Genomic DNA, 22,671 nt, shown 5'->3' with positions numbered 1-22,671 from the left:
CTTTGGGTCGTGGGAATTCTAAATGTCTGCTTTTTTAATTCGGAAACTGCGATACTTTACATACACTGGCGAAAACGCAACAAAAGGCTGATTCGCTTTGGATTGTGGTGAATTCGAAATGATTACTTTTTTAATTCGGAAACTGCCTTACTTTACGTAAACTGGCGAATAAACAAATCCGCGAATAAGCAAAAAAAAACCGTCTCGCGTTAAGAGACAGCCTTTTTGTATAGTGTAATACCTCCGTTGTTATTCTACCGTAAACGACACCTTATTGATGAGTTGCGGCACTTCAATAACGTTAAAACTCAAGGAGGCTTTGACGTTCTTATCGGTTCTTTTCAGATCCAATTTACCCTGCTTAACCAAAAAGTATCCCGCTTGTCCCTTGCAGTAACAAAAGCGGCCAAAAAGCATTTTTACATCTTGAAGCACGCGATTTTCCAAGATCATGCGTTGGGAAACCGACGGGATTTCAAAGATGATTTCCTCTTTGTAGAAACCGTCTTGTAAGGCATTGTCAGTCGCCTTGTCGTAGGTATAAATCACGACTTCGGTACCGATATTTTCTACCAATTCATAATACATTCCACCGGTTGCACCGCCATCGACGTCCTTTTTAACTACGAGAGAGACGTTTGGAATGCGGCTGACTTTGCAATCGCCTTCGATGGGGCAATAGGAAGTTATCTTAAATTTATTCATGGCAGTTTCTGAATTGGTCTCTTTTAAGGTGCGTTTTACGGGTGTACAACCCACCAAGAGGAAAATTAAAGGCAGTATTAGGAGTTTTTTCATAGTGCTGTTTTTATTACATAAATTTTGGTTTGCTCAACGGTGGTATACGCCTCGATTGTTCGCAATCTAGCTGCAAATTTACTTGCCGTTAAATTCGTTCATCGTATTATTAAGTCCGGCTAGGGCAAAGGATTTTAGGGCATCGCTAGCTACTTGCAGGCGTTCGGGCAAGGCCTTTTTTTCTTGGTCGTCCCAGTTACCCAATACATAATCACTTTGCTGCCCCTTTTTAAATTCATCGCTGATTCCGAAGCGGAACCTCGGATAATTTACCGTCTCTAAGGTGGCCTGTATGCTCTTTAATCCGTTGTGACCGCCATCGGATCCCTTGGCCTTGATGCGCAATGCGCCAAAAGGCAGGTTTAAATCGTCCGTAACGACCAATAGGTTTTCGAGGGGAATTTTTTCCTTCTCCAACCAAAAGGCTACCGCCCTACCACTGAGGTTCATATAGGTATTTGGCTTGAGTAACAACAGGGTTCGTCCCTTGATTTTTACTTCGGCCAAGGCTCCTAATTTAACCGTTTCGAAGGGAACTCCAGCTTCCGCGGCCAGAAAATCAACGACTTTAAAACCGATATTGTGTCTGGTATTGACATACTCAGCGCCGATATTACCCAGCCCTACAATCAGGAACTTCTTCATGGAATGATGCTTTATAAATGGAGGATTTCCCTCGTTAGCCACAAAAATAAAGGAAACCCCGTAACACTACAAGGATTTAATCCAAAAAAAAAGCACCAGTTAGACTGGTGCTTGATCAATTGTTCTAAAAAGAAGAACTATTTTTTACCTTTTGCAGGAGTTTTTGCTGCTTTTGCTGCTTCTTGAGCTGCTTTCATTGCCGCACGTGAAATTCTCACCTGAGCTACTACAGTGTTGTCTGTATGCAAAACTTTATAGTTGTTTGTAACTAAATCCGTTACATACAATTTGTTCCCCATTTCCAAGTTTGTAATATCCGCTTCAACGAAGTCAGGAAGATTTGCAGGCAACGCTCTAACTTTAAGTTTACGCAAGTTCAAGTTAAGAACCCCACCAGCCATAACACCTTTAGAATTACCTAAAAGTTTTACTGGAACGTCCATAGTAATTTCTTTATCCTCGTGCAATTGGTAGTAATCCATGTGAAGGATGCTTCCGCTTACCGGGTGAAATTGGATGTCTTGAAGAATTGCATTGAAAGATTTACCACCTTCCAATTCAATAACAACTGTGTGTACGTTTGGAGTGTAAACCAAGCTTTTAAAAGCTTTTTCTTCTGCTGTAAAATGAACTGCTTCTTGAACCCCTCCGTATAACACGCAAGGAACCAATCCAGCATTACGTACTGCTTTCGTTGCCGATTTGCCTACGCTTTCTCTTTCTGATCCTTTAATTGTAATTGATTTCATTTAACTTTATTTAATTATTAATACTATTTCTAAACGATAAATTTGCCGCTAATCGATTTGTTGTTTTGTACCATCTGCATCACGTCGGCGAACAGCGGTGCACAATCAATCACTCGGATTTTTGGGCTTTGTTTTTTCAAGGGAATAGAGTTTGTTACAATTAACTCCTCCAATTGCGAATTTTCAATTTTTTCATAAGCACCACCGGATAATATGGCGTGCGTACAAATGGCTCTCACGCTTACCGCTCCTTTCTCCATCATCATATCTGCTGCCTTGGCCAAAGTACCTCCTGTGTCGACCATATCGTCAACCAGTATAACATTTCTGCCTTTGACATCGCCGATTAATTCCATAGAATCAATCACGTTGGCCTGCTTTCTTTGTTTGTAACAAATCACGACATCGGAATCCAAAAATTTCGAATACGCATACGCCCTCTTAGAACCTCCCATATCTGGAGAAGCAATCGTCAGGTTTTCCAAATTCAAACTCTTGACATACGGTAAGAAAATAGTCGATGCAAATAAATGATCCACCGGTTTTTCAAAAAACCCTTGTATCTGATCGGCGTGTAAATCCATGGTCATGATACGAGTTGCTCCGGCAGACTCCAATAACTTAGCGACTAATTTTGCTCCTATTGGAACTCTGGGTTTGTCTTTTCTATCTTGTCTCGCCCATCCGAAGTAAGGAATCACTGCTGTAATATGTCTAGCAGAAGCTCTTTTGGCTGCATCGATCATTAAGAGTAACTCCATCAGATTGTCCGAGGTTGGAAAAGTAGAACAGACTAGGAAAACGCGCATTCCTCTAATCGATTCTTCAAATGATGGTTGGAATTCTCCATCACTATAATGTGATAAAGTAACCCTCCCCAATTCTACTCCGTAATGTTCTGCAATCTTCTTAGCAAGATCTACACTTTGAGAACAAGCAAAAATTTTTGCATCCGGTTCTAGGTGTGTCATTTAATTTGTTGTTTTGTAGTTAGTTAGTTTGTCGTGGTTGTTTTTCGCTGCTGCAAATTTATAAATTATATTTTAGAAAGTGATTTTTTTTGCATTTATTATTTGTTTTAAAAAATATTTGTCTACATTTGCAATCTCAATACAGAGAAACACTGAGGCCCGGATGGCGGAATTGGTAGACGCGCACGACTCAAACTCGTGTTCCTTGGAGTGTGGGTTCGATTCCCACTCCGGGTACTAAAACCCTGATTACTACGTAATCAGGGTTTTTTATTTGTATTAGTCTCGTTTTGAACAACGGATACAGGATGCATAAAGCCATTTTACGCACTTTTACCGAACACCCTATTTGCTTTGTAAAAAATCGCAATCCACTATATCCGATTCTGGCTTAATCATCAATTAAGACGATTATTAAAACCCGATTACCAACTGTTTTTCTGTTTTATAATATTGTATTAGAGAAGCCTATATGCGAATCGACGAAGCTGTAAATGAGCGCTACGACAAACACTGCACTCCAATCTATTCCTCGTCATCGATATCCAAAACTTCCGACAACTTTTTTATGGATCAATCCTAAATGTTGTGTTTATGCAAAAATAGTGACTAATCTATATAAGAAGAATTCTATATCTCTTACGCCTCTAAACTGAGTTCTAAAAGCTTTGATTTTGGCATTAAAGGATTCTGCAGAAGCATTGGTACTTCTGTTGTCAAAATAGTTTAAAATAGATTGATAGTTTAGCTGTATGGTATTGACTACCGTATTAAATGTTTTGAGATTACTGTTTTCGATTTTATTATACCAATGTGCTAGTTTAGTGTAAGCGACTTCTTTTACTGTTGTTGTATTATAAATGTTTCGCAGTCCTTGTACAAGATTGTAAGCTTGTTTTATGACAGGAAATTCTCTAAAGATAATTTTGGATCTAGTTTTTTGATTTTCAGTCCATTTATCGCTATCCATGCATAGCAAATATCTACTTCTTATTAGGAGTTGTTTTGGAGTGTCTCCGTTCTCAAACTCTTGAGCAACGTACGCTATATTTGCTTTCCTGGCTTCTTTAATAGCTTGATTCTCGTTATCCAACGCTTTCCAGCGTTCCTGAATACGAATGTCTTGTAAGGCTTCTATGGCTAATTTTTGTACATGAAAACGATCAGTTACTTGTATGGCGTTAGAAAAACTCTTGCTTACAATGTTTTTCATAGAACTAGCCATATCTAAGGTTACTTCGCGTACTTTTCTTCTAATTTTTGAGCTGATAGTAAGTAGTTTCTCTACAATAGGTTCAACCTTAGTTCCTGAAAATATGGCTACTAAGCTTCCCTTTTTTCCTTTAGCTCTTTTATTGGTTATGATTGTGTATAATTCCCCCTTAGACAATGCTGTTTCGTCTATAGAAAGATAAGGACCTATGTTCTCGGGATATATAAGCCATTCTTTTGCGTGATCCTTTACACTCCAATTACGAAAGTCACTTAAGGATTCTTTGTATTGTCGCTGTAGTTTTTTGCCATCCACACCAAAGAAACCACCAATGGTACGACAGTCACTGGTCTTAGTATCGATTAATTTCTTTTAAAAAAGAAGCGAACTCTGTTGTCATACGAGTTCCCTTAGCTACTAATTCCCAGTCTCTTTGCACTAATTTGCGAGATTCCTTCTCAAGCCATCTTCGGCGTTTCACGTGAAGATAAACACTGTTTCCTCGCAAGGGAAAGTCTTGTATGGTGGTTTCGTTGTGGAAACCGTGAGCAACCAAGATAAGGTCCTGATGCTCTATGGGAACAACATTGCGCTCTTCAAAATAAAGATGCATAATTTCTGCTTGCTTGGTGGTTTTTACCAAATCAAAATGCTCTACTAAGAATTCGGGTAATATCAATTTAAGTAACTCTACATAGTTGTCCACAGTATCTCTTTTTTTTGCAAAAATCGGAAGTTTTTTTTAATTCACACACAACTTTTGAGAATGATCCTTTTTTATGCCCAGCTCCAACTGTTCTTCCGGCAGCGAACCGTAGCTCAATCGTATTCCATTTCCCTCCTCTCCTTGGAAACTATACGAACTCGGCGAAATGATCTCCATGGATCGCGACTGAAGTCGCGTGGACAAGTTTTTCCAGTTCACCGGCTTCTTGGGAACGATCCAAAAGGCCAATCCCCCCTCGGGTATGGAAAAATCGACCTTTTCCTTTAAATACTTTGTCAGCAATGCCGCGGTAAAGTTCCGCTTACCCTTGTAATACGCGGTGGCCTTTTTTAAATGCCGTTTGATTGCACCGTCTTGAATCAGCTGCAAAACGGCTTGCTCCATAATCGCATCTCCTTGCACATCGATAATCTTGCGCAGGGCACCGACTCTTTGCAACAGCTGCTCTTGATTGCTCACCAAGTACCCAATTCGCAATGCCGGTGCCACCACCTTGCTCATCGTTCCTATATATACGTAATTTTCCAACTCCACATAACTGCACAAAGGCAATACGGGCCGGTACCCAAAGTGAAATTCGTTGTCGTAATCGTCTTCAATAATGGCAAAACCATATTTATTGGATAGCCGAATCAATTCAAGCCGCCGCTGTAGACTCAAAGTCACCGTTGTCGGATACTGATGGTGGGGCGTGGTATAAATCGCCTTGACGTTGGGGTGTTTTTCCAAATAGGCCACCACTTCTTCAATCACCAAGCCTTCCTTGTCGACTCCAACGGGCAATAATGTTGCCCCCGAGCTTTCAAAGGCCTTCCACGCTGGTTGGTAACCTGGATTTTCAATCAGCACGCAGTCTCCTGGTTCAAAAAGGCAATGCGCTGTTAAGTACATCGCCATTTGACTGCCCCGCGTAATGCAAATCGCCGCTTCATTTGTCCGCATCCCCCGCAGGTGATTGAGCATATTGACCACCGCTCTGCGAAATTCTAAATCGCCGTAGGCATCTCCATACCCCATTATCTGCCACTTGGCTTGTCGCTTAAAGATTTGTCGGTATGCCCGAGCCAATTCGTCTACCGGTGCTATCTTGCTGTCCGGGTGTCCGTCGTCAAAGCGAATACCGTAATGAACTCCCGCAGCAACGGCAGTATTCTCGGAAACACCGCCCTTGACACGCGCGGTCAAAACAGGTAAAACATCGGCCACCAAAGTGCCGCTGCGCTCCTTGGCCACCAACCACTCTTCGTTGACCAACACCTGCAAGGCTTCGACAACCGTATTCCTATTGACGCCTAAATCCTGAGCCAATTTGCGACTCCCCGGCAAAACGGTTCCCTTCGGCAACCTTCCCGATTGTATATCTGCGATAATCGCATCTGCAATTTGAAGGTAAATCGCCTGCCGCAACTGCTTATCTAACTGTATTTCCAATTTCCAAGGTCTCAACATCTGGACTAGCTATTTATATAAAAACTGTGTTATTTTGATAGTCCTAAGTTAGCGTAGTTTTGTCTTGCAACAATGCGAAATAACCCAAACTTTTTAATCATGACAAAACCTAATGATTCCATCAATGTACAGCAGGCGATCGCAGTCGAACAGCCCAATTTCAGTTCCAAGGATTTTCATCAGACCTATGCGAGACCCGTTTTTGTATCACCCACCCACCTGATTCACCGCGAAGTTGAGAAAGCTGGGGTTCACGACAGTTTTTCCACCGAGCGAAAACACCCGGTTTTCTTCGTCGACCTGCCGAGTAAAAACGTCAGTATGACCATAGGAGGCCTATTGCCCGGACAGTTGACCAACCGCCACCGCCACACTTACGAAACCGTATTATACGTCATAGAAGGACAGGGGTGGACCGAAGTGGAAAATGAACGCATCCATTGGAAGGCAGGAGATGCGGTTTACATTCCCTCTTGGGCGTGGCACAGGCACCAAAACACCAGCGAAAGCGAAGCAGCGAAATACGTGGCCTGTGAAAATGCCCCTCAATTGCAAAATTTAGGTGTAGCACTGCGCGAAGAAGAAGGAAGAGACTTGTAATTTAAAACCGTATTACCATGAAAAACACCCCCCTTAAGGGCATTATAGCCTATCCGATTACCCCGTTTGACCAGCGAGAACAGGTCGACATACCGCTGTTTAAAACACTGGTAGAACGCCTCGTCGCATCGGGATCCCATGCCGTTGCTCCTTTGGGCAGCACCGGAGTATTGCCTTATTTATCCGACGAGGAAAAAGAAGCCATAACCGAGGCTACGGTTCAACAAGTAGCCCAGCGCGTACCCACTCTAGTCGGGGTATCTAACCTGACTACAGCCAAGACAATCTACCACGCTCAATTTGCCGAAAAAGCCGGCGCCAGTGCGGTTATGATTATTCCGATGAGCTATTGGAAATTGACAGACGAGGAAATTGTCAGTCATTACGATGCAGTGGCATCCAAGATATCGATTCCCATTATGGCCTACAACAACCCCGCAACCAGCGGCGTAGACATGTCTCCAGCCCTGCTTAAACGGCTGTTGGAAATTCCCAATATCACCATGATTAAAGAAAGCAGCGGCGATATCCAACGCATGCACTACTTGAGAAAAACACTGGGCGAGGACGTAGCCTTTTACAACGGTTCCAACCCCCTGGCCTTAGCGGCTTTCGCTGCCGGCGCCCAGGGTTGGTGCACCGCTGCTCCCAACCTGATTCCCGAATTAAACACCCAGCTCTACCAGGCGGTTACCAACAACGATTTAAACACCGCACAGTCGCTGTTTTATCAACAACTCGACTTGCTAAAATTCATCGTTGCTCACGGATTGCCGCGCGCGATAAAAGCAGGTTTAAACCTCCTAGGACAAGATGGCGGCCATTTGAGAAATCCGCTAAAACCCTTAACGGAGAGCGAGACCGCAGCACTCGAAAAAATTCTGTTAAGCCTTAAGTAAAAAGTCGGGCGCTCAACTGATCGATGAGCGCCCTTATTCTTTTAAGCGATACAAACACACTACCCTGCCTTTCTTTGCTACCGAAAATCAAGCGACTACCGATTTGATCACAGCACGTATAACCTCAGTGCGCCCATCGGCAAAAGCAACACCCCTACCGATTTCCCCCTTTTAAACTGAAGTATTCCAACTAAACATCAAAAATAACGGATAGATTCCACTGTCAATCAGTCTTTTTTTCTTACTTTTAAATGATTTTTAGCAGTATACACCTGTCCAACGCAGTTGGAAGTACATAAAAACACCCTGTTTACGGCCGATAGCATTATAAACTATACCTGCCTTTTGCTTTAAATTGCTTGACATGGCCAACACTGGGAATACATCCGCAATAAGACTTTGAAATCGTATTAAAAACAAACCGCAGTCGCAAACTTAAAAAACTTTAATCCCGTTGAAGCAGACCTCAGACCTTTTTATCACCACGGCCGAAGCCAAAAGAAAACTGGAATACTATTGCAGCTACCAAGAGCGCTGTCATACAGAGGTCATTGCCAAATTGCGCAAGCTCGGAATCACCGACCTACAAGTGGATGAAATTGTCGTACATCTAATTCATGAAAACTTTTTAAATGAAGAGCGTTTTGCTACGAGTTTTGCACGCGGTAAACACCGCATGAGTTCTTGGGGGAAAAACAGGATTGTATCCGAACTCAAAGTTCGAAGCATCTCTGCTTACAACATTAAAAAAGCCCTTGAAGAACTGCCCGACGAATTGTACTTGGATACTTTTGAAAAAATCAGTATTCTCAAGTGGAACTCTACCCAAGACAAAAATCCCGCCAACAAAAAGAAAAAAGTGATGGATTTTCTTTACCGCAAAGGCTATGAAAGCGATTTAATCCTTGAAAAAACAGCGGAATTACAACGCGAAAAAAATCGATAAAATTCCGCAAATACCAATAAAAACAGTCCCTTCAAGAGATATACCGTATTAAAATTTACTTTTTTATAAAATTATTATAAATACAGGTCTTTTTATATCTATATTTATAATCGAATTTTTTGTTAAAAAAATAATTATGAAACCTATTTACGCCTTACTTTATTTACTCTTAATCGCCCTTTTGAGCACTCAAAACATCCATGCTCAATACGCTTCTAAACATCATATCGCACCGTGTCCGTGGCAATACTGGAGCACTGCAAATGAAATTGTAGTTTCCACCTTATCTTCCACTCCTGTGGCTGTAAAACTCTACAAAAGTGATAACACCCTACTCACCACCTTAAGCGTTACAGAAAACACCCCCGTATCCTACCGCTTTACCGGTGTTGCCAGCACTTTAAACCGCAATGCCACCGACACCAACTACAGCGACCGCGGACTCATTGTAGATGCCACCCAGCCTGTATTGGTCAATTTAAGAAATATCGCCTCGGATGCACCGGGCTTGACAACCGCCACGATTAAAGGAAACGCCTCTTTGGTCAGTTTTGGAAATGAGGGGATGGGTCTGGAATTTCGATTGGGCTATTACCGCACCAATTTTGGAGGTCTTTTTTTACAAAATCCTGTGTATTCGGTGATGGCTATTGAAAACAACACCACCGTATCGTTAAACGGCACGGTACTCACTGTTTTAAATGCGGGAGAAAGTCGCTTGTTTAATGCACCGACGGGCTCCCTACTGTCCGCAGACAAATCCATAGTGGCCAATACCGGCAGCTATGGCGATACGCCACAGGCTTGTAATGGTAATGGAGAAGACGGTACCGTTGACCAAATTGCTCCAATAAATGCATTGGGACTCCAATATTTAGTAGTTCGCGGTAGCGGAAAAGCGGGAACAGGAGCTACCCATCCCGAACAGAGTACTTTTATAGCAGCGGAAGACGGCACAGTGGTCACTGTAGAAAATTACACCCAGCTTGGTGTACTGATTAATCAGTCAACGCACAACTTGACCACCGCAGGTAATTTCGCTTCGATTCATCATGGAGATACCAGCAACCAGTACTCCTCTTCGCTAATCACTTCAAACAAACCGATTATCGTATACTCCGGAACCGCTGTAGAATGCGAAACGGATATTTCTACCGTACTACCTATAGGCGGATGCTCCGGAACAACCAATATACAAACTACGAAATTCCTCGATTTCTATAATGTCGACTTACCCTACTTTGGCTATACCGTTATTGAACATCCCAGCACTCCGGTATTCATCAATGGTCAAAACCTAGAAACCTTAACAGGAATGCCGAGAACCGCTATTGGAAGCACCGGATTTTATATGTTGCGATTTACCAACGTAAACATCGGCCGCCCACAAAACATTATCCTGACCTCTACGGCTAGAATGACCACCTGCCTGATTCAACAAGGCGACGGCTATTCCATGTCTGGCTTCTTCTCTTCTTTCGGCGACAGTCCAGAGCCACCCACTGAAGTGGATACCGAAGACCGCTGTTCCGTTATATTAAAGACTACCGAGGGACTTAGCCCATACCAATGGTACCTGGACGGCGAACCGATTAGCGGAGCGAATGAGGTGAGCTTTGAAGCCCATTTTACTGGAAACTACACCGTAAAAGGAACCAGAGACTGCGGAGAAACCAACCTCTCATCGCCCTTATATGTAGAAGTACCGCCTTGTAGTGATTTATCCATTACCAAAGAAATCGAGTCCGTAGAAGACGGTATGGTCACCTTTGTAATCAGCGCCACTAACAACAGCACCATTCACGACGACACCAATGTACTGGTTCAAGAACAACTGCCCTCGGGTTATGCCTTTATCAGCACAACAGCAACCTTAGGCAGCTACGACATCGCAGCCAATGAATGGAACATACCGCTACTCGCCAAAACCACCACAGAGAAACTGACACTGGTAGCGCGAATAGTACCCAATGGCGACTACCTAAACAAGGTTGAAATCAAGGGCGATAATATCGATCCAAAACTCGAAAACAACAAGGCCGAAATTAAAATCGCTCTGGATACCTATGTCGTAACCAAAGTAGCCATGGTCTACGATTTCCAAGACATTGGTGATGTAATCGAATACGAGATCAAAATAAAAAACACCGGAAATGGCACATTGAGGGATATTCAAGTTATCGATGACAACGCCGATATCGGCAGTATTCAACCGGTACAAATTGCCCTTTTACACCCTAAGGAAGAGGTTATTGTAAAAGCAAAACACACCATCACTGAAGAAGACTACATCCTCGCTGAAGTCAGCAATCAGGCTCTGGTCATCGCACAAACGCAAAGCGGCCAGATGGAAGTGCTTTCCGACGATCCGTCTACCCCGGCACCCAAAGACCCCACTGTTGCGAAGATAAAACGTGCGGCAGATTTAAATGCAGTCAAAACCAACAATCAGGTGTACTATACACCTGGAACCACAACGACCTACACGATAATCATAGTCAACAACGGACCGACTACCGCCGTGGATGTACACGTATACGACCCCCTACCGCAAGACATTACCATTATGGAGTGGTCTAGCGACAAAGGCCATAAAGGCACTGGAGATATCGATTTCACTCTTCCTTTACTCGCTGTAGGCGAAAGCGTAACCCTAACTGCTGAAATCAGTATACCAGAGGAACGAAAAGGCGATTTGACCAACGTAATCACTCTGACAAGCGCTGTTGAAGACCTACAACCAGATTGTCTCAGCTGTACCGATAATGATATTGAACGCATACTCATCCCTAGAGGAATCTCTCCCAATGGCGACAACTTTAATGATTATTTGAATCTCGAACGTTTCCATATCGCAGAAATTAAGATATACAACAGACAGGGAAAACTGGTATACTCCAAGAAAAATTACAGCAGAGAATGGCTGGGCCAATCCAACAGCGGATCACCTTTACCGACTGCCGTTTACTTCTATACCGCAACAATCGACAATGGAGATCAAATTTCGGGTTGGATACAATTGATTAGATAAACAATACCGGTCGTCACGGAATAAAAGGCATTCGTCTAGGTGCTTATTCGTTGATTTGCGGATGCGCGGATGCGCCTTGGTTTGCAGAAAGTATTTAATTACTGCATTTTTTATTCGGAATTGACTTCCTTTGCATGACTAGTGCTCGCGCCAGCATCTTGCTGGTGCGCACAAAGAAAAGCTGATTCGCTGATTTGCCGATGCGCGGATGCGCCTTGGTTTGCAGAAAGTATTTAATTACTGCATTTTTTATTCGGAATTGACCTCCTTTGCATGACCATCGCTCGCGCCAGCATCTTGCTGGTGAGCACAATCAAAAGCTGATTCGCTGATTTGCCTTGGCGCTTATTCGTTGATTTGCGGATGCGCCTTGGTTTGCAGAAAGTATTTAATTACTGCATTTTTATTCGGAAAACGAACACCTTTGCACGACTAGCGCTCGCGCCAGCATCTTGCTGGTGCGCACAATCAAAAGCCTATTCGCTGATTTGCCGATGCGCGGATGCGCCTTACTTTGCAGAAAGTATTTAATTACTGCATTTTTTATTCAGAGACTGAGTTCGATTATGCAAATATCGAATAAGAAAAAGCTTATTTGCTTATTCGCAGATTTGCAGATGCGCGGATGCGCCTTAGTTTATACAAAGCAGTTAAGAACTACATTTATAATCCGGAAAAGAACTCCTTTGCACGACTAGCGCTCGCGCCAGCATCTTGCTGGTGAGCACAATCAAAAGCCTATTCGCTGATTTGCCGATGCGCGGATGCGCCTTGGTTTGTAGAAAATATATAAGAACTACATTTTGTATATCGAAACTGAACTGACTTCCGAAAATAAGAAAACAAACTAATAAGTGGAAAAGAACTCCTTTACGCAACCTGGCAAATCAGCGAATCTGCAAATCATCGAATCAACAAATTCACGAATCAGCAGAAAACAAAAAACCCCTAATCTGTGAAGACTAGGGGTTCTCAAAAGAAAGGCGACGAACCGAGGCCAAAGGCCGAACACGTCGGTCCCTATAAACAAAAAACCCCTAGTCTGTGAAGACTAGGGGTTCTTAAAAGAAAGGCGACGACATACTCTCCCACATAAATGCAGTACCATCTGCGCTAACGGGCTTAACTACTCTGTTCGAAAAGGGAAGAGGTGAGCCCCGCTGCAATAACCACCTTAAATCGGTTGTTATCCAAGGGTTTGGAATAACGAATATCGTAACATACGAAGATATTTAAATACGTGTATTGTATAAGTAGAAAGTCATCCTGTCCCGTTTAAAAAACGGGACAGTACACATAAGCTTACGGGTTATTAGTACTACTCGACTATGACATTACTGCCTTTACATCTATAGCCTATCAACGTGGTCATCTCCCACGACCCTTTAAAGAAATCTCATCTTGTGGTGGGTTTCGCGCTTATATGCTTTCAGCGCTTATCCCTGCCAAACGTAGCTACTCTGCGATGCCCCTGGCGAGACAACAGATACACTAGAGGTTTGTCCAAATCGGTCCTCTCGTACTAGAATCAGATCCACTCAAATTTCTAACGCCCGCAGTAGATAGAGACCGAACTGTCTCACGACGTTCTGAACCCAGCTCGCGTGCCACTTTAATGGGCGAACAGCCCAACCCTTGGGACCTTCTCCAGCCCCAGGATGTGACGAGCCGACATCGAGGTGCCAAACCCCCCCGTCGATATGAGCTCTTGGGGGAGATCAGCCTGTTATCCCCGGCGTACCTTTTATCCTTTGAGCGATGGCCCTTCCATGCGGAACCACCGGATCACTATGCTCTACTTTCGTACCTGGTCGACTTGTTAGTCTCTCAGTCAAGCTCCCTTATACCATTGCACTCTACGCACGGTTACCAAGCGTGCTGAGGGAACCTTTAGAAGCCTCCGTTACTCTTTTGGAGGCGACCACCCCAGTCAAACTACCCACCAAGCAATGTCCTCCATTATATGGAGTTAGATCTCAAATAAGCAAAGGGTGGTATTTCAACAATGACTCCACAACGCCTAGCGACGCCACTTCACAGTCTCCCACCTATCCTACACATCACTTATCCAAGAACAATACTAAGCTATAGTAAAGGTGCACAGGGTCTTTTCGTCCCACTGCGGGTAATCGGCATCTTCACCGATACTACAATTTCACCGAGCTCATGGCTGAGACAGCGTCCAGATCGTTACACCATTCGTGCAGGTCGGAACTTACCCGACAAGGAATTTCGCTACCTTAGGACCGTTATAGTTACGGCCGCCGTTTACTGGGGCTTCAATTCAATGCTTCTGATTGCTCATAACATCTCCTCTTAACCTTCCAGCACCGGGCAGGTGTCAGGCCCTATACTTCATCTTACGATTTTGCAGAGCCCTGTGTTTTTGATAAACAGTCGCCTGGACCTCTTCACTGCGGCCAGCTTGCGCTGGCGACCTTTCTCCCGAAGTTACAGGTCTATTTTGCCTAGTTCCTTAGCCATGAATCTCTCGAGCACCTTAGGATTCTCTCCCCAACTACCTGTGTCGGTTTACGGTACGGGTACTTATAATCAAAGTTTAGAAGGTTTTCTTGGAAGCCCTTAGGCACACTATCTACTTGTCCGTAGACTCGCAGTACTATCGATCTTTGCCATTCCAAACGCATTTTACTATCTGGAATATAGCTACAATCTTCAACGAACTATTCCGTCAGTTCGCGGTGCTTTCATCACTCCGTCACTCCATCACAATTATAAGTAGTACGGGAATATTAACCCGTTGGCCATCGACGTCCCCCTTCGGGTTTGCCTTAGGACCCGACTAACCCACAGCTGATTAGCATAGCTGTGGAAACCTTAGTTTTTCGGTGTGCGGGTTTCTCGCCCGCATTATCGTTACTTATGCCTACATTTTCTTTTCTAATTAGTCCAGCAAGTCTCACAACTCACCTTCAACCCCATTAGAATGCTCCCCTACCACTTACAAACCCTTGTCTGTAAATCCATAGCTTCGGTAGTATACTTATGCCCGATTATTATCCATGCTCGTCCGCTCGACTAGTGAGCTGTTACGCACTCTTTAAATGAATGGCTGCTTCCAAGCCAACATCCTAGCTGTCTGGGCAGACAAACCGCGTTTTTTCAACTTAGTATACATTTGGGGACCTTAGCTGATGGTCTGGGTTCTTTCCCTCTCGGACATGGACCTTAGCACCCATGCCCTCACTGTTAGTGAACATTATATAGCATTCGGAGTTTGTCAGGAATTGGTAGGTGGTGAAACCCCCGCATCCAATCAGTAGCTCTACCTCTATATAACTTTATAACTAACGCTGCACCTAAATGCATTTCGGGGAGTACGAGCTATTTCCGAGTTTGATTGGCCTTTCACCCCTACCCACAGGTCATCCGAAGACTTTTCAACGTCAACCGGTTCGGTCCTCCATTTAGTGTTACCTAAACTTCAACCTGCCCATGGGTAGATCACACGGTTTCGCGTCTACCACTACTGACTAAAGCGCCCTATTCAGACTCGCTTTCGCTACGGATCCATGGCTTAACCACTTATCCTTGCCAGCAACGGTAACTCGTAGGCTCATTATGCAAAAGGCACGCCGTCACCCCACTTAAGGGCTCCGACCGCTTGTAGGCGTATGGTTTCAGGATCTATTTCACTCCGTTATTCACGGTTCTTTTCACCTTTCCCTCACGGTACTGGTTCACTATCGGTCTCTCAGGAGTATTTAGCCTTAGCGGATGGTCCCGCCAGTTTCAATCAGGGTTTCACGTGCCCCGACCTACTCAGGATACCACTATTCTTATCTTCCATTACTTATACGGGACTGTCACCCTCTATGGTCAAGCTTTCCAACTTGTTCTAATTCTGTCCGCAAGAAACATCGTGGTCCTACAACCCCAATATTGCCGTAACAACATTGGTTTGGGCTGTTCCGCGTTCGCTCGCCACTACTTACGGAATCACTTTTGTTTTCTTCTCCTCCGCCTACTTAGATGTTTCAGTTCAGCGGGTTTGCCTCCTATCGGATACTATGTCTTCAACATAGTGGGTTGCCCCATTCGGATATCTACGGATCAATTCGTGTGTGCCGATCCCCGTAGCTTTTCGCAGCTTATCACGTCCTTCTTCGCCTCTGAGAGCCTAGGCATCCCCCATACGCCCTTATTTTGCTTATGTGCTTATGTAATCAATCGAAATCAATTACGTGCTTTCTATTATTTTTATTGTATTTAAATATCTCAATATGTCAATGAACGTGTGGCGGGTCTTTTGTGTTAACAAGTGACGCTTTATGCCGTAGTGGAGAATATCGGAGTCGAACCGATGACCTCCTGCGTGCAAGGCAGGCGCTCTAGCCAGCTGAGCTAATCCCCCAATGAATTTAGAAGGTAGTCTTCCAAACGTAGTCGGGTTAGTCAACCTCTAAAATTTCCTTTCAATAAAAGTGTGTTTTTCCTAGCTATTAGCCAAAAATGCCCGCGTCTGACGTTGTCCTTTGACATTTTGTTTGCGCAAAATGCTCAAAAGTTTACCTCAGGCGTAGCCTGTAGTCCCGGGCAGACTCGAACTGCCGACCCCTACATTATCAGTGTAGTACTCTAACCAGCTGAGCTACGAGACTCTGTACTTTTATTGTGTATTATTTGAATTGAACAGCGAGTGAGTAAGATAAAATTAGTGCGTATCTCTAGAAAGGAGGTGTTCCAGCCGCACCTTCCGGTACGGCTACCTTGTTACGACTTAGCCCTAGTTACCAGTTTTACCCTAGGCAGCTCCTTGCGGTCACCGACTTCAGGTACCCCCAGCTTCCATGGCTTGACGGGCGGTGTGTACAAGGCCCGGGAACGTATTCACCGGATCATGGCTGATATCCGATTACTAGCGATTCCAGCTTCACGGAGTCGAGTTGCAGACTCCGATCCGAACTGTGACCGGTTTTGTAGATTCGCTCCTGGTCGCCCAGTGGCTGCTCTCTGTACCGGCCATTGTAGCACGTGTGTAGCCCAGGACGTAAGGGCCGTGATGATTTGACGTCATCCCCACCTTCCTCTCAGTTTGCACTGGCAGTCTCGTTAGAGTTCCCGGCATGACCCGCTGGCAACTAACGATAGGGGTTGCGCTCGTTATAGGACTTAACCTGACACCTCACGGCACGAGCTGACGACAACCATGCAGCACCTTGTAAATTGTCTTGCGAAAGTAATGTTTCCAAAACGGTCAATCTACATTTAAGCCCTGGTAAGGTTCCTCGCGTATCATCGAATTAAACCACATGCTCCACCGCTTGTGCGGGCCCCCGTCAATTCCTTTGAGTTTCATTCTTGCGAACGTACTCCCCAGGTGGGATACTTATCACTTTCGCTTAGCCACTCAGTCTTGCGACCGAACAGCTAGTATCCATCGTTTACGGCGTGGACTACCAGGGTATCTAATCCTGTTCGCTACCCACGCTTTCGTTCATCAGCGTCAATCAATTGATAGTAACCTGCCTTCGCAATTGGTATTCCATGTAATATCTAAGCATTTCACCGCTACACTACATATTCTAGTTACTTCCCAATAATTCAAGTCCGACAGTATCAATGGCCATTTCCTAGTTAAGCTAGGAGATTTCACCACTGACTTATCAAACCGCCTACGAACCCTTTAAACCCAATGATTCCGGATAACGCTTGGATCCTCCGTATTACCGCGGCTGCTGGCACGGAGTTAGCCGATCCTTATTCCTACAGTACCTTCAAATACCCTCACGAGGGTAGGTTTATTCCTGTATAAAAGCAGTTTACAATCCATAGGACCGTCTTCCTGCACGCGGCATGGCTGGTTCAGAGTTGCCTCCATTGACCAATATTCCTCACTGCTGCCTCCCGTAGGAGTCTGGTCCGTGTCTCAGTACCAGTGTGGGGGATCTCCCTCTCAGGACCCCTACCCATCATTGCCTTGGTATGCCGTTACCATACCAACTAGCTAATGGGACGCATGCTCATCTTTTACCGATAAATCTTTAGTTGTCAAATGATGCCATCCAACAACACTATAAGGCATTAATCCAAATTTCTCTGGGCTATTCCTTTGTAAAAGGTAGATTGCATACGCGTTACGCACCCGTGCGCCGGTCTCAAGGAAGCAAGCTTCCTCTACCCCTCGACTTGCATGTGTTAAGCCTGCCGCTAGCGTTCATCCTGAGCCAGGATCAAACTCTTCATCGTATTTTTTTAATATGTTTAGATAGTTTGCGCTAATTCTTGAAATCTTGCGATTTCCTTACTCTCTCTTATTTGCTGTCAATTCAATATGTCTATGAACGTGTCTTCTTGTTTTCGCTTGTCTCTCAAAGCGGATGCAAAACTACAACTTCTTTTTTAACTAGCAAGGTTTTTATAGAAAAATAATTTTTCTTTTTTTCTCGTCAATCGTTACTATCACTGGTCTCCCCTATTCGGCTCGTCGGATTTAAACCCCTACGACCCTCACAATCTCAACCCGGTAATCAAAGAACTTCTGCGGTAATGCGAGTGCAAAAGTAGGCCTTTTTATCGGCTTTCCTAATCTTTTGAAGTTTTTTTTAAAGGGTTTTTACTGGGGATTTGGTAACTGCTTAGTTACCGTAACTTTACACGGGATTTTTTTTGCGGATTTGTTTATGCGTTGATTCGCTTATTCGCCGGGTTGCGCAAAGGAGTTCTTTTCCGGATTAAATATGTAGCCCTTAATTACTTTCTGCAACCTCCGCTGGTGCCAGCGTGACGCTGGCACCTTTTTATATTAATGGCTGATTCGCAGATTTGATGATTCACAGATTCGAGAGGTTACGCAAAGGAGCTCTTTTACGGATTAAAAATGCAGTTCTTAAATATTTTCTACTAACGAAGGCCGATTCGCGCATCGGCAAATCAACGAATAAGCTTTTTCTTCGTGCGCACCAGCAAGATGCTGGCGCGAGCGGCGCACATTGACGAATGGACTTGATGCGGATTCGCGGATTTGATAATCCGCGCAGCAGTGCTAACTATATCTACTCGGGTTACAGCAATGTATAAAAAACCCGTGACTTGTGCCACTGGTTTTCTATACGGACAGCTTCCTTTTAAAACGATGTTGAAATTCCCATCGTTAAACCCGCTGCTTCGGAAACCATTCTGCAAACCCCTCCTACACACAATAATCCACCCCGTTGCCGTCCATAACTAACAGACAAACGGGTTCTGTTTTTTGTATAACTCGTGCCTACATTATAATAGTGAATCTTTTTATCCTCTTCTTCATTACCATAATTATAAATATCATTGAGAAAAAAGCCATAGGTTGAATTTGGATTGTATTCCAACATACCACCTACCCAATTCTTCTTATCTCCGTCGACCCAAATGTGCTGCCCCTGTAAGCGAAGCGATTGAGTAGTCCCTAATTTATAAGTAGCCTCCGCACCCACAAAATTCGAATTCACCTCGCCATAAGTATCTTCGATATACCTTTTGTGATAATACTGTTTGAGATAAGAAAATTTGGTATCCCATTTTCCAGACCATCTTTTAGTGACTTCAAATCCCAAATCCGAATAATATTTAGTACCGAACTCTATAAAACCCACATCCATCGCTCGAGTTTCTAATTCCACATTAGAATATTTCAAGCCTGCCCAATAGGATCCATTTATTGCGATTTCCGTTCCAAACTCACCCCCTAAAGCAGACCCTCCTTCAAAAGTATAAAACAAATCTACCTGACCGCCGATTTCGCCAGGTTTTTCCAAGGGCATAAAAGTCAAATTCGGCTGCGCTTGATACACATAAATATTTTGCAACGAAAAATCATATTGTTTTGTCAAAGCAGGTATGTAGTTTACCACACCTTGATTATATAAATTCCCCGCTAAAGCTCTTTCTGAATAGAAACTAAAGTTTTCCATTCTTCTTAAATTTGCCGTTATCCCAAAACCTTTTTGCGAGTAACCCATATTCATCAATAAAGCACTACCGCTTCTTTTTGGCAAATCGTTTTGAATTTCGAAGAATTCCATCGGTAAATCTTTTGATTTAAAAGCATATTCTACACCCCAATGAACCCCACCTTTACCCAGATCAACCCTTGTAGAGGCTACGGTGGTCGTCTTATTAGCATTTGGAAATAAATCTGTTATATTTTCATAGCGCATTAAATAGCTTGCGCCAAATGCCAATTCGAAATCTTCTATACGCATTAAATCCGAGACACTCACTTCTAAGTTAGCAGCATACAACATCGATTTAGCTAAGTCAAAACCCATACCTAGACGTTGTCTTCCTCCTAATATCGTTGATTTGATCGCTTGATTGGCAAAAGTATAATTAACTCGTGCCCCGAAAATAGCATTATTAATGCCCAATTGTCGGTCTTCCCATGATCGAAAGACCAAACCACTCGCGAACTGTTCATAAAAATGACCGACCGTGGCATCTAAACCCAATTCACTATCATTAAATCTCGTATAAATAGTTCCGATATTAAAATTATCGAATTGCTCGTTATAATTCATAGGCGCCCTTGGAGCATATGATTCCAATTGCAGCCCAAATTCCCATTTTTTTAAATAATACTCTGCTTTTAAATAACTACCTGTTCGAAAGCGCTCATCAGCGTCACTTTCAGATAATTTAATTTTATTATCATCAATATACCACTGCGAATTAGATTCTAATCCCACCTGCAGCTGTCCATAGGCATAAAAACCACTTAACATCAAAAGCAAAGAGAAGAGTTTTTTATTCATATCCAACTATATTTTAGTTCTTTAAATGTTTTTTTATCGCGGCATACATTTCTTCTTCTGCTCCTGGCGTATAGCTAGAATGCTCAAAAACAACCTGCCCTTTTAGCAAAACAAAAGTATAGGGAACATTTACAACATTCATCGCCCTTTTGACCTGATGGTTATCGTCTAATAAAACCTTATAATCCCATCCTTTTCCACTTACCATTGGACGAACTCGCTTACTCGTTCTCGCATCATCAATAGATATCGCTATCAACTCCACACCGGTTTCTTCTTGCCATTTTTTATATACCGTATGTATCGCTGTGAGCTCATGGATACACGGACCACACCAAGTAGCCCAAAAACTAACAATAACAGGGTTTTCGTTAGAATTATACTGAGAAAGCTCTACCCTCTTGCCGTCCAAATCTCTGATTGTTGCAACAGGCAGTTTACCCTTGTGACTCTGGCCAAAAACATCCGCGCAGCAGCTCAGCAGTATACAAATAACAAAAATTAAAAGTTTTTTTCTTTTCATAAATTAAAAAATTTGTCTATAAATATATAAAAAAACAATGATAAATTTCATTTATAATATTTTTTGAATTACTTTAATCGCCTAATAATCAAAATCATCCCGTCATGAATTGTTAAACTTCTAACAAAATTAACTTATGGATTCAATTACCAAATTTACCATGAAGCTAGTCCTCCTTTTTGGACTAACGATTTCCTGTAGTAGCAGCGACGACTCTAACCCAGACCCCAAGCTGCCTGAACCAAAACCTGCATCAATTACTTTAACATCCTCTCGAACCTCCTCCACTTTGGACGAAAACGTCACCTATGTTTTCACAGTAAAGGATGAAAAAGGAGTAGATGTTTCTGAGTTTGTAGATTTTAAAATTAACGACACCCCCTTTCCTTCCAATCAATTTAAGCCCGAAGCCTTGGGCGAGTACAAAGTGATTGCAAACTGGAACGGATTAACAAGTAACTCCCTTACTATAACAGTAACGGCAGAGCCAATAGACACAAAGAAAAACTTTGTCCACAAAGTACTCATTGAAGATTTTACCGGAGCAGGATGTGGCTGGTGTCCGAGGGTATCTTATGCTATTGAAAAAGCAGAAGCTGATTCTGATAAAATTATACCGGTGGCTATACACAATACGGTTTATGGCCCTGATCCTTTTAATTATATTGGACGGTTGGTTTTAGAAAACAAACTACGAGTAAACAGCTCCTATCCAACAGCCTTTATCAATCGAACCATTAAATGGAAGGGACCAGAAGATGCCAACTATAAATTTCCTTCCACTTATTTAAAAGAGAGTTCTCCTATAGGAATCAAAATCTCTTCAAACTTAAGCAATGCATCCGGTACGGCAAATGTTTCCTTATATTTCAAAGAAACTTACCAAGACATTAAATATGTAGCATACATAGTAGAAGATGGCTTAAAATACAAGCAAACGAACTACACCTCCTTTTACGGTGGCGCCAGCACTTTACCTGATTTTATTCACAACAACACTCTAAGAGCCACGGCTGGATCAATATTAGGAGAGGTCATTCCTGCATCAGCTTCTGTAGTAGGCGGAACCCTAGATTTAAACATCAATTTTACCAACTATAAATCTGAAGATGTGAGCAAATTAAAAGTCGTAATTATCATTGTAGATGACAAAGGCCTTGTTCTAAACGTACAACGTGCGCAAGCCAATACGACTAACTCCTTTGAATACGCCAATTAATTTAGAAAAAATCAACCAATAACACTACAACGGACTGTTTCAAGTTACGAAACAGTCCTTTTTTATGCACTAATATTACCTAAAAAAGTAAAAAATTTCATCCGCTTTCTAGAACTAATGGATTTTACTCTTCTCATAAAGAAGTTTAAAA

General features: G+C 43.1%; 14 protein-coding genes, 3 tRNA genes and 3 rRNA genes. 6 read left to right on the top strand and 14 right to left on the bottom strand.

The window, feature by feature from the left end; translation table 11 throughout:
• Nucleotides 1-249: 249 nt before the first annotated feature.
• From ACQZ43_RS05035 to ACQZ43_RS05020, 4 genes are all read right to left on the bottom strand, one after another.
• Nucleotides 250-798, bottom strand: a complete 549-nt coding sequence (locus ACQZ43_RS05035; protein ID WP_430614857.1) for a hypothetical protein — start codon at nucleotides 796-798, stop codon at nucleotides 250-252.
• Between the two features lie 78 nt (nucleotides 799-876).
• Entirely contained in the window at nucleotides 877-1,443 is a 567-nt protein-coding gene (gene pth / locus ACQZ43_RS05030; RefSeq protein WP_430614856.1) for an aminoacyl-tRNA hydrolase, read from the bottom strand.
• 137 nt (nucleotides 1,444-1,580) lie between these two features.
• Nucleotides 1,581-2,192 carry a 50S ribosomal protein L25/general stress protein Ctc gene (locus ACQZ43_RS05025; RefSeq protein ID WP_430614855.1) on the bottom strand — a complete coding sequence of 204 codons (612 nt, stop codon included), beginning with the start codon at nucleotides 2,190-2,192 and terminating at the stop codon, nucleotides 1,581-1,583.
• A 29-nt stretch (nucleotides 2,193-2,221) separates the two neighbouring features.
• Complete coding sequence (locus ACQZ43_RS05020; protein ID WP_430614853.1) at nucleotides 2,222-3,163, bottom strand: ribose-phosphate pyrophosphokinase; 942 nt, start codon at nucleotides 3,161-3,163, stop codon at nucleotides 2,222-2,224.
• 157 nt (nucleotides 3,164-3,320) lie between these two features.
• Between ACQZ43_RS05020 and ACQZ43_RS05015 the strand changes: the two genes are divergently transcribed.
• Nucleotides 3,321-3,400 (top strand) — tRNA-Leu (locus ACQZ43_RS05015).
• 355 nt (nucleotides 3,401-3,755) lie between these two features.
• Here ACQZ43_RS05015 and ACQZ43_RS05010 read toward each other — a convergent pair.
• Genes ACQZ43_RS05010 through ACQZ43_RS05000 form a run of 3 tightly spaced genes read right to left on the bottom strand, consistent with a single transcriptional unit; the run spans nucleotide 3,756 to nucleotide 6,552 of the window.
• Nucleotides 3,756-4,691: an ISAon1 family transposase gene (locus tag ACQZ43_RS05010; protein ID WP_430611751.1), complete on the bottom strand. Its 936-nt coding sequence runs from the start codon at nucleotides 4,689-4,691 to the stop codon at nucleotides 3,756-3,758.
• Between the two features lie 37 nt (nucleotides 4,692-4,728).
• Entirely contained in the window at nucleotides 4,729-5,082 is a 354-nt protein-coding gene (locus ACQZ43_RS05005) for an ISAon1 family transposase N-terminal region protein (RefSeq protein ID WP_430611753.1), read from the bottom strand.
• A gap of 36 nt (nucleotides 5,083-5,118) precedes the next feature.
• Entirely contained in the window at nucleotides 5,119-6,552 is a 1,434-nt protein-coding gene (locus ACQZ43_RS05000) for a PLP-dependent aminotransferase family protein (protein WP_430614852.1), read from the bottom strand.
• 99 nt (nucleotides 6,553-6,651) lie between these two features.
• Here ACQZ43_RS05000 and ACQZ43_RS04995 point away from each other — a divergent pair, with 99 nt between their 5' ends.
• The 4 genes from ACQZ43_RS04995 to ACQZ43_RS04980 all read left to right on the top strand — a co-directional run bounded on the left by ACQZ43_RS04995 (nucleotide 6,652) and on the right by ACQZ43_RS04980 (nucleotide 12,028).
• On the top strand, nucleotides 6,652-7,152 hold the full coding sequence (locus ACQZ43_RS04995; protein WP_430614851.1) for a cupin domain-containing protein: 501 nt from the start codon (nucleotides 6,652-6,654) through the stop codon (nucleotides 7,150-7,152).
• Between the two features lie 17 nt (nucleotides 7,153-7,169).
• Nucleotides 7,170-8,051, top strand: a complete 882-nt coding sequence (locus ACQZ43_RS04990) for a dihydrodipicolinate synthase family protein (protein WP_430614850.1) — start codon at nucleotides 7,170-7,172, stop codon at nucleotides 8,049-8,051.
• 454 nt (nucleotides 8,052-8,505) lie between these two features.
• The gene (locus ACQZ43_RS04985; RefSeq protein ID WP_430614849.1) at nucleotides 8,506-8,997 is read left to right on the top strand and encodes a regulatory protein RecX; all 492 of its coding nucleotides are present in this window, start codon (nucleotides 8,506-8,508) and stop codon (nucleotides 8,995-8,997) included.
• Between the two features lie 136 nt (nucleotides 8,998-9,133).
• On the top strand, nucleotides 9,134-12,028 hold the full coding sequence (locus ACQZ43_RS04980; RefSeq protein ID WP_430614847.1) for a DUF7507 domain-containing protein: 2,895 nt from the start codon (nucleotides 9,134-9,136) through the stop codon (nucleotides 12,026-12,028).
• A 1,067-nt stretch (nucleotides 12,029-13,095) separates the two neighbouring features.
• On the opposite strand, the gene rrf is transcribed toward ACQZ43_RS04980, so the two are convergent.
• The 7 genes from rrf to ACQZ43_RS04945 form a co-directional block, all read right to left on the bottom strand.
• Nucleotides 13,096-13,205: ribosomal RNA gene (gene rrf / locus ACQZ43_RS04975) — 5S ribosomal RNA — on the bottom strand.
• A gap of 115 nt (nucleotides 13,206-13,320) precedes the next feature.
• Nucleotides 13,321-16,205 (bottom strand): 23S ribosomal RNA (locus ACQZ43_RS04970).
• A gap of 124 nt (nucleotides 16,206-16,329) precedes the next feature.
• Nucleotides 16,330-16,403: transfer RNA gene (locus tag ACQZ43_RS04965), tRNA-Ala, on the bottom strand.
• A gap of 173 nt (nucleotides 16,404-16,576) precedes the next feature.
• Nucleotides 16,577-16,650 (bottom strand) — tRNA-Ile (locus tag ACQZ43_RS04960).
• Nucleotides 16,651-16,720: 70 nt separating this feature from the next.
• Nucleotides 16,721-18,238: ribosomal RNA gene (locus tag ACQZ43_RS04955) — 16S ribosomal RNA — on the bottom strand.
• The 16S, 23S and 5S rRNA genes sit together here with 2 tRNA genes alongside, the layout of an rRNA operon.
• An 878-nt stretch (nucleotides 18,239-19,116) precedes the next feature.
• Nucleotides 19,117-20,778 carry a DUF6029 family protein gene (locus ACQZ43_RS04950; RefSeq protein ID WP_430614845.1) on the bottom strand — a complete coding sequence of 554 codons (1,662 nt, stop codon included), beginning with the start codon at nucleotides 20,776-20,778 and terminating at the stop codon, nucleotides 19,117-19,119.
• Between the two features lie 13 nt (nucleotides 20,779-20,791).
• Nucleotides 20,792-21,301 carry a TlpA family protein disulfide reductase gene (locus tag ACQZ43_RS04945; RefSeq protein WP_430614844.1) on the bottom strand — a complete coding sequence of 170 codons (510 nt, stop codon included), beginning with the start codon at nucleotides 21,299-21,301 and terminating at the stop codon, nucleotides 20,792-20,794.
• Between the two features lie 136 nt (nucleotides 21,302-21,437).
• Here ACQZ43_RS04945 and ACQZ43_RS04940 point away from each other — a divergent pair, with 136 nt between their 5' ends.
• Nucleotides 21,438-22,520: an Omp28-related outer membrane protein gene (locus ACQZ43_RS04940; protein WP_430614843.1), complete on the top strand. Its 1,083-nt coding sequence runs from the start codon at nucleotides 21,438-21,440 to the stop codon at nucleotides 22,518-22,520.
• The last annotated feature ends 151 nt before the right edge of the window (nucleotides 22,521-22,671 follow it).

This window comes from Flavobacterium sp. JP2137 (assembly GCF_050562195.1).
Classification (GTDB): Bacteria; Bacteroidota; Bacteroidia; order Flavobacteriales; family Flavobacteriaceae; genus Flavobacterium.
This window is presented reverse-complemented; position numbering and strand designations above follow the sequence as displayed.

Bases quoted from the DNA above. Each gene is read 5' to 3' on its own strand.
- ACQZ43_RS05035 (WP_430614857.1), bottom strand. From the start codon at position 798: ATGAAAAAACTCCTAATACTGCCTTTAATTTTCCTCTTGGTGGGTTGT.
- pth (WP_430614856.1), bottom strand. From the start codon at position 1,443: ATGAAGAAGTTCCTGATTGTAGGGCTGGGTAATATCGGCGCTGAGTAT.
- ACQZ43_RS05025 (WP_430614855.1), bottom strand. From the start codon at position 2,192: ATGAAATCAATTACAATTAAAGGATCAGAAAGAGAAAGCGTAGGCAAA.
- ACQZ43_RS05020 (WP_430614853.1), bottom strand. From the start codon at position 3,163: ATGACACACCTAGAACCGGATGCAAAAATTTTTGCTTGTTCTCAAAGT.
- ACQZ43_RS05000 (WP_430614852.1), bottom strand. From the start codon at position 6,552: ATGTTGAGACCTTGGAAATTGGAAATACAGTTAGATAAGCAGTTGCGG.
- ACQZ43_RS04995 (WP_430614851.1), top strand. From the start codon at position 6,652: ATGACAAAACCTAATGATTCCATCAATGTACAGCAGGCGATCGCAGTC.
- ACQZ43_RS04990 (WP_430614850.1), top strand. From the start codon at position 7,170: ATGAAAAACACCCCCCTTAAGGGCATTATAGCCTATCCGATTACCCCG.
- ACQZ43_RS04980 (WP_430614847.1), top strand. From the start codon at position 9,134: ATGAAACCTATTTACGCCTTACTTTATTTACTCTTAATCGCCCTTTTG.
- ACQZ43_RS04950 (WP_430614845.1), bottom strand. From the start codon at position 20,778: ATGAATAAAAAACTCTTCTCTTTGCTTTTGATGTTAAGTGGTTTTTAT.
- ACQZ43_RS04945 (WP_430614844.1), bottom strand. From the start codon at position 21,301: ATGAAAAGAAAAAAACTTTTAATTTTTGTTATTTGTATACTGCTGAGC.
- ACQZ43_RS04940 (WP_430614843.1), top strand. From the start codon at position 21,438: ATGGATTCAATTACCAAATTTACCATGAAGCTAGTCCTCCTTTTTGGA.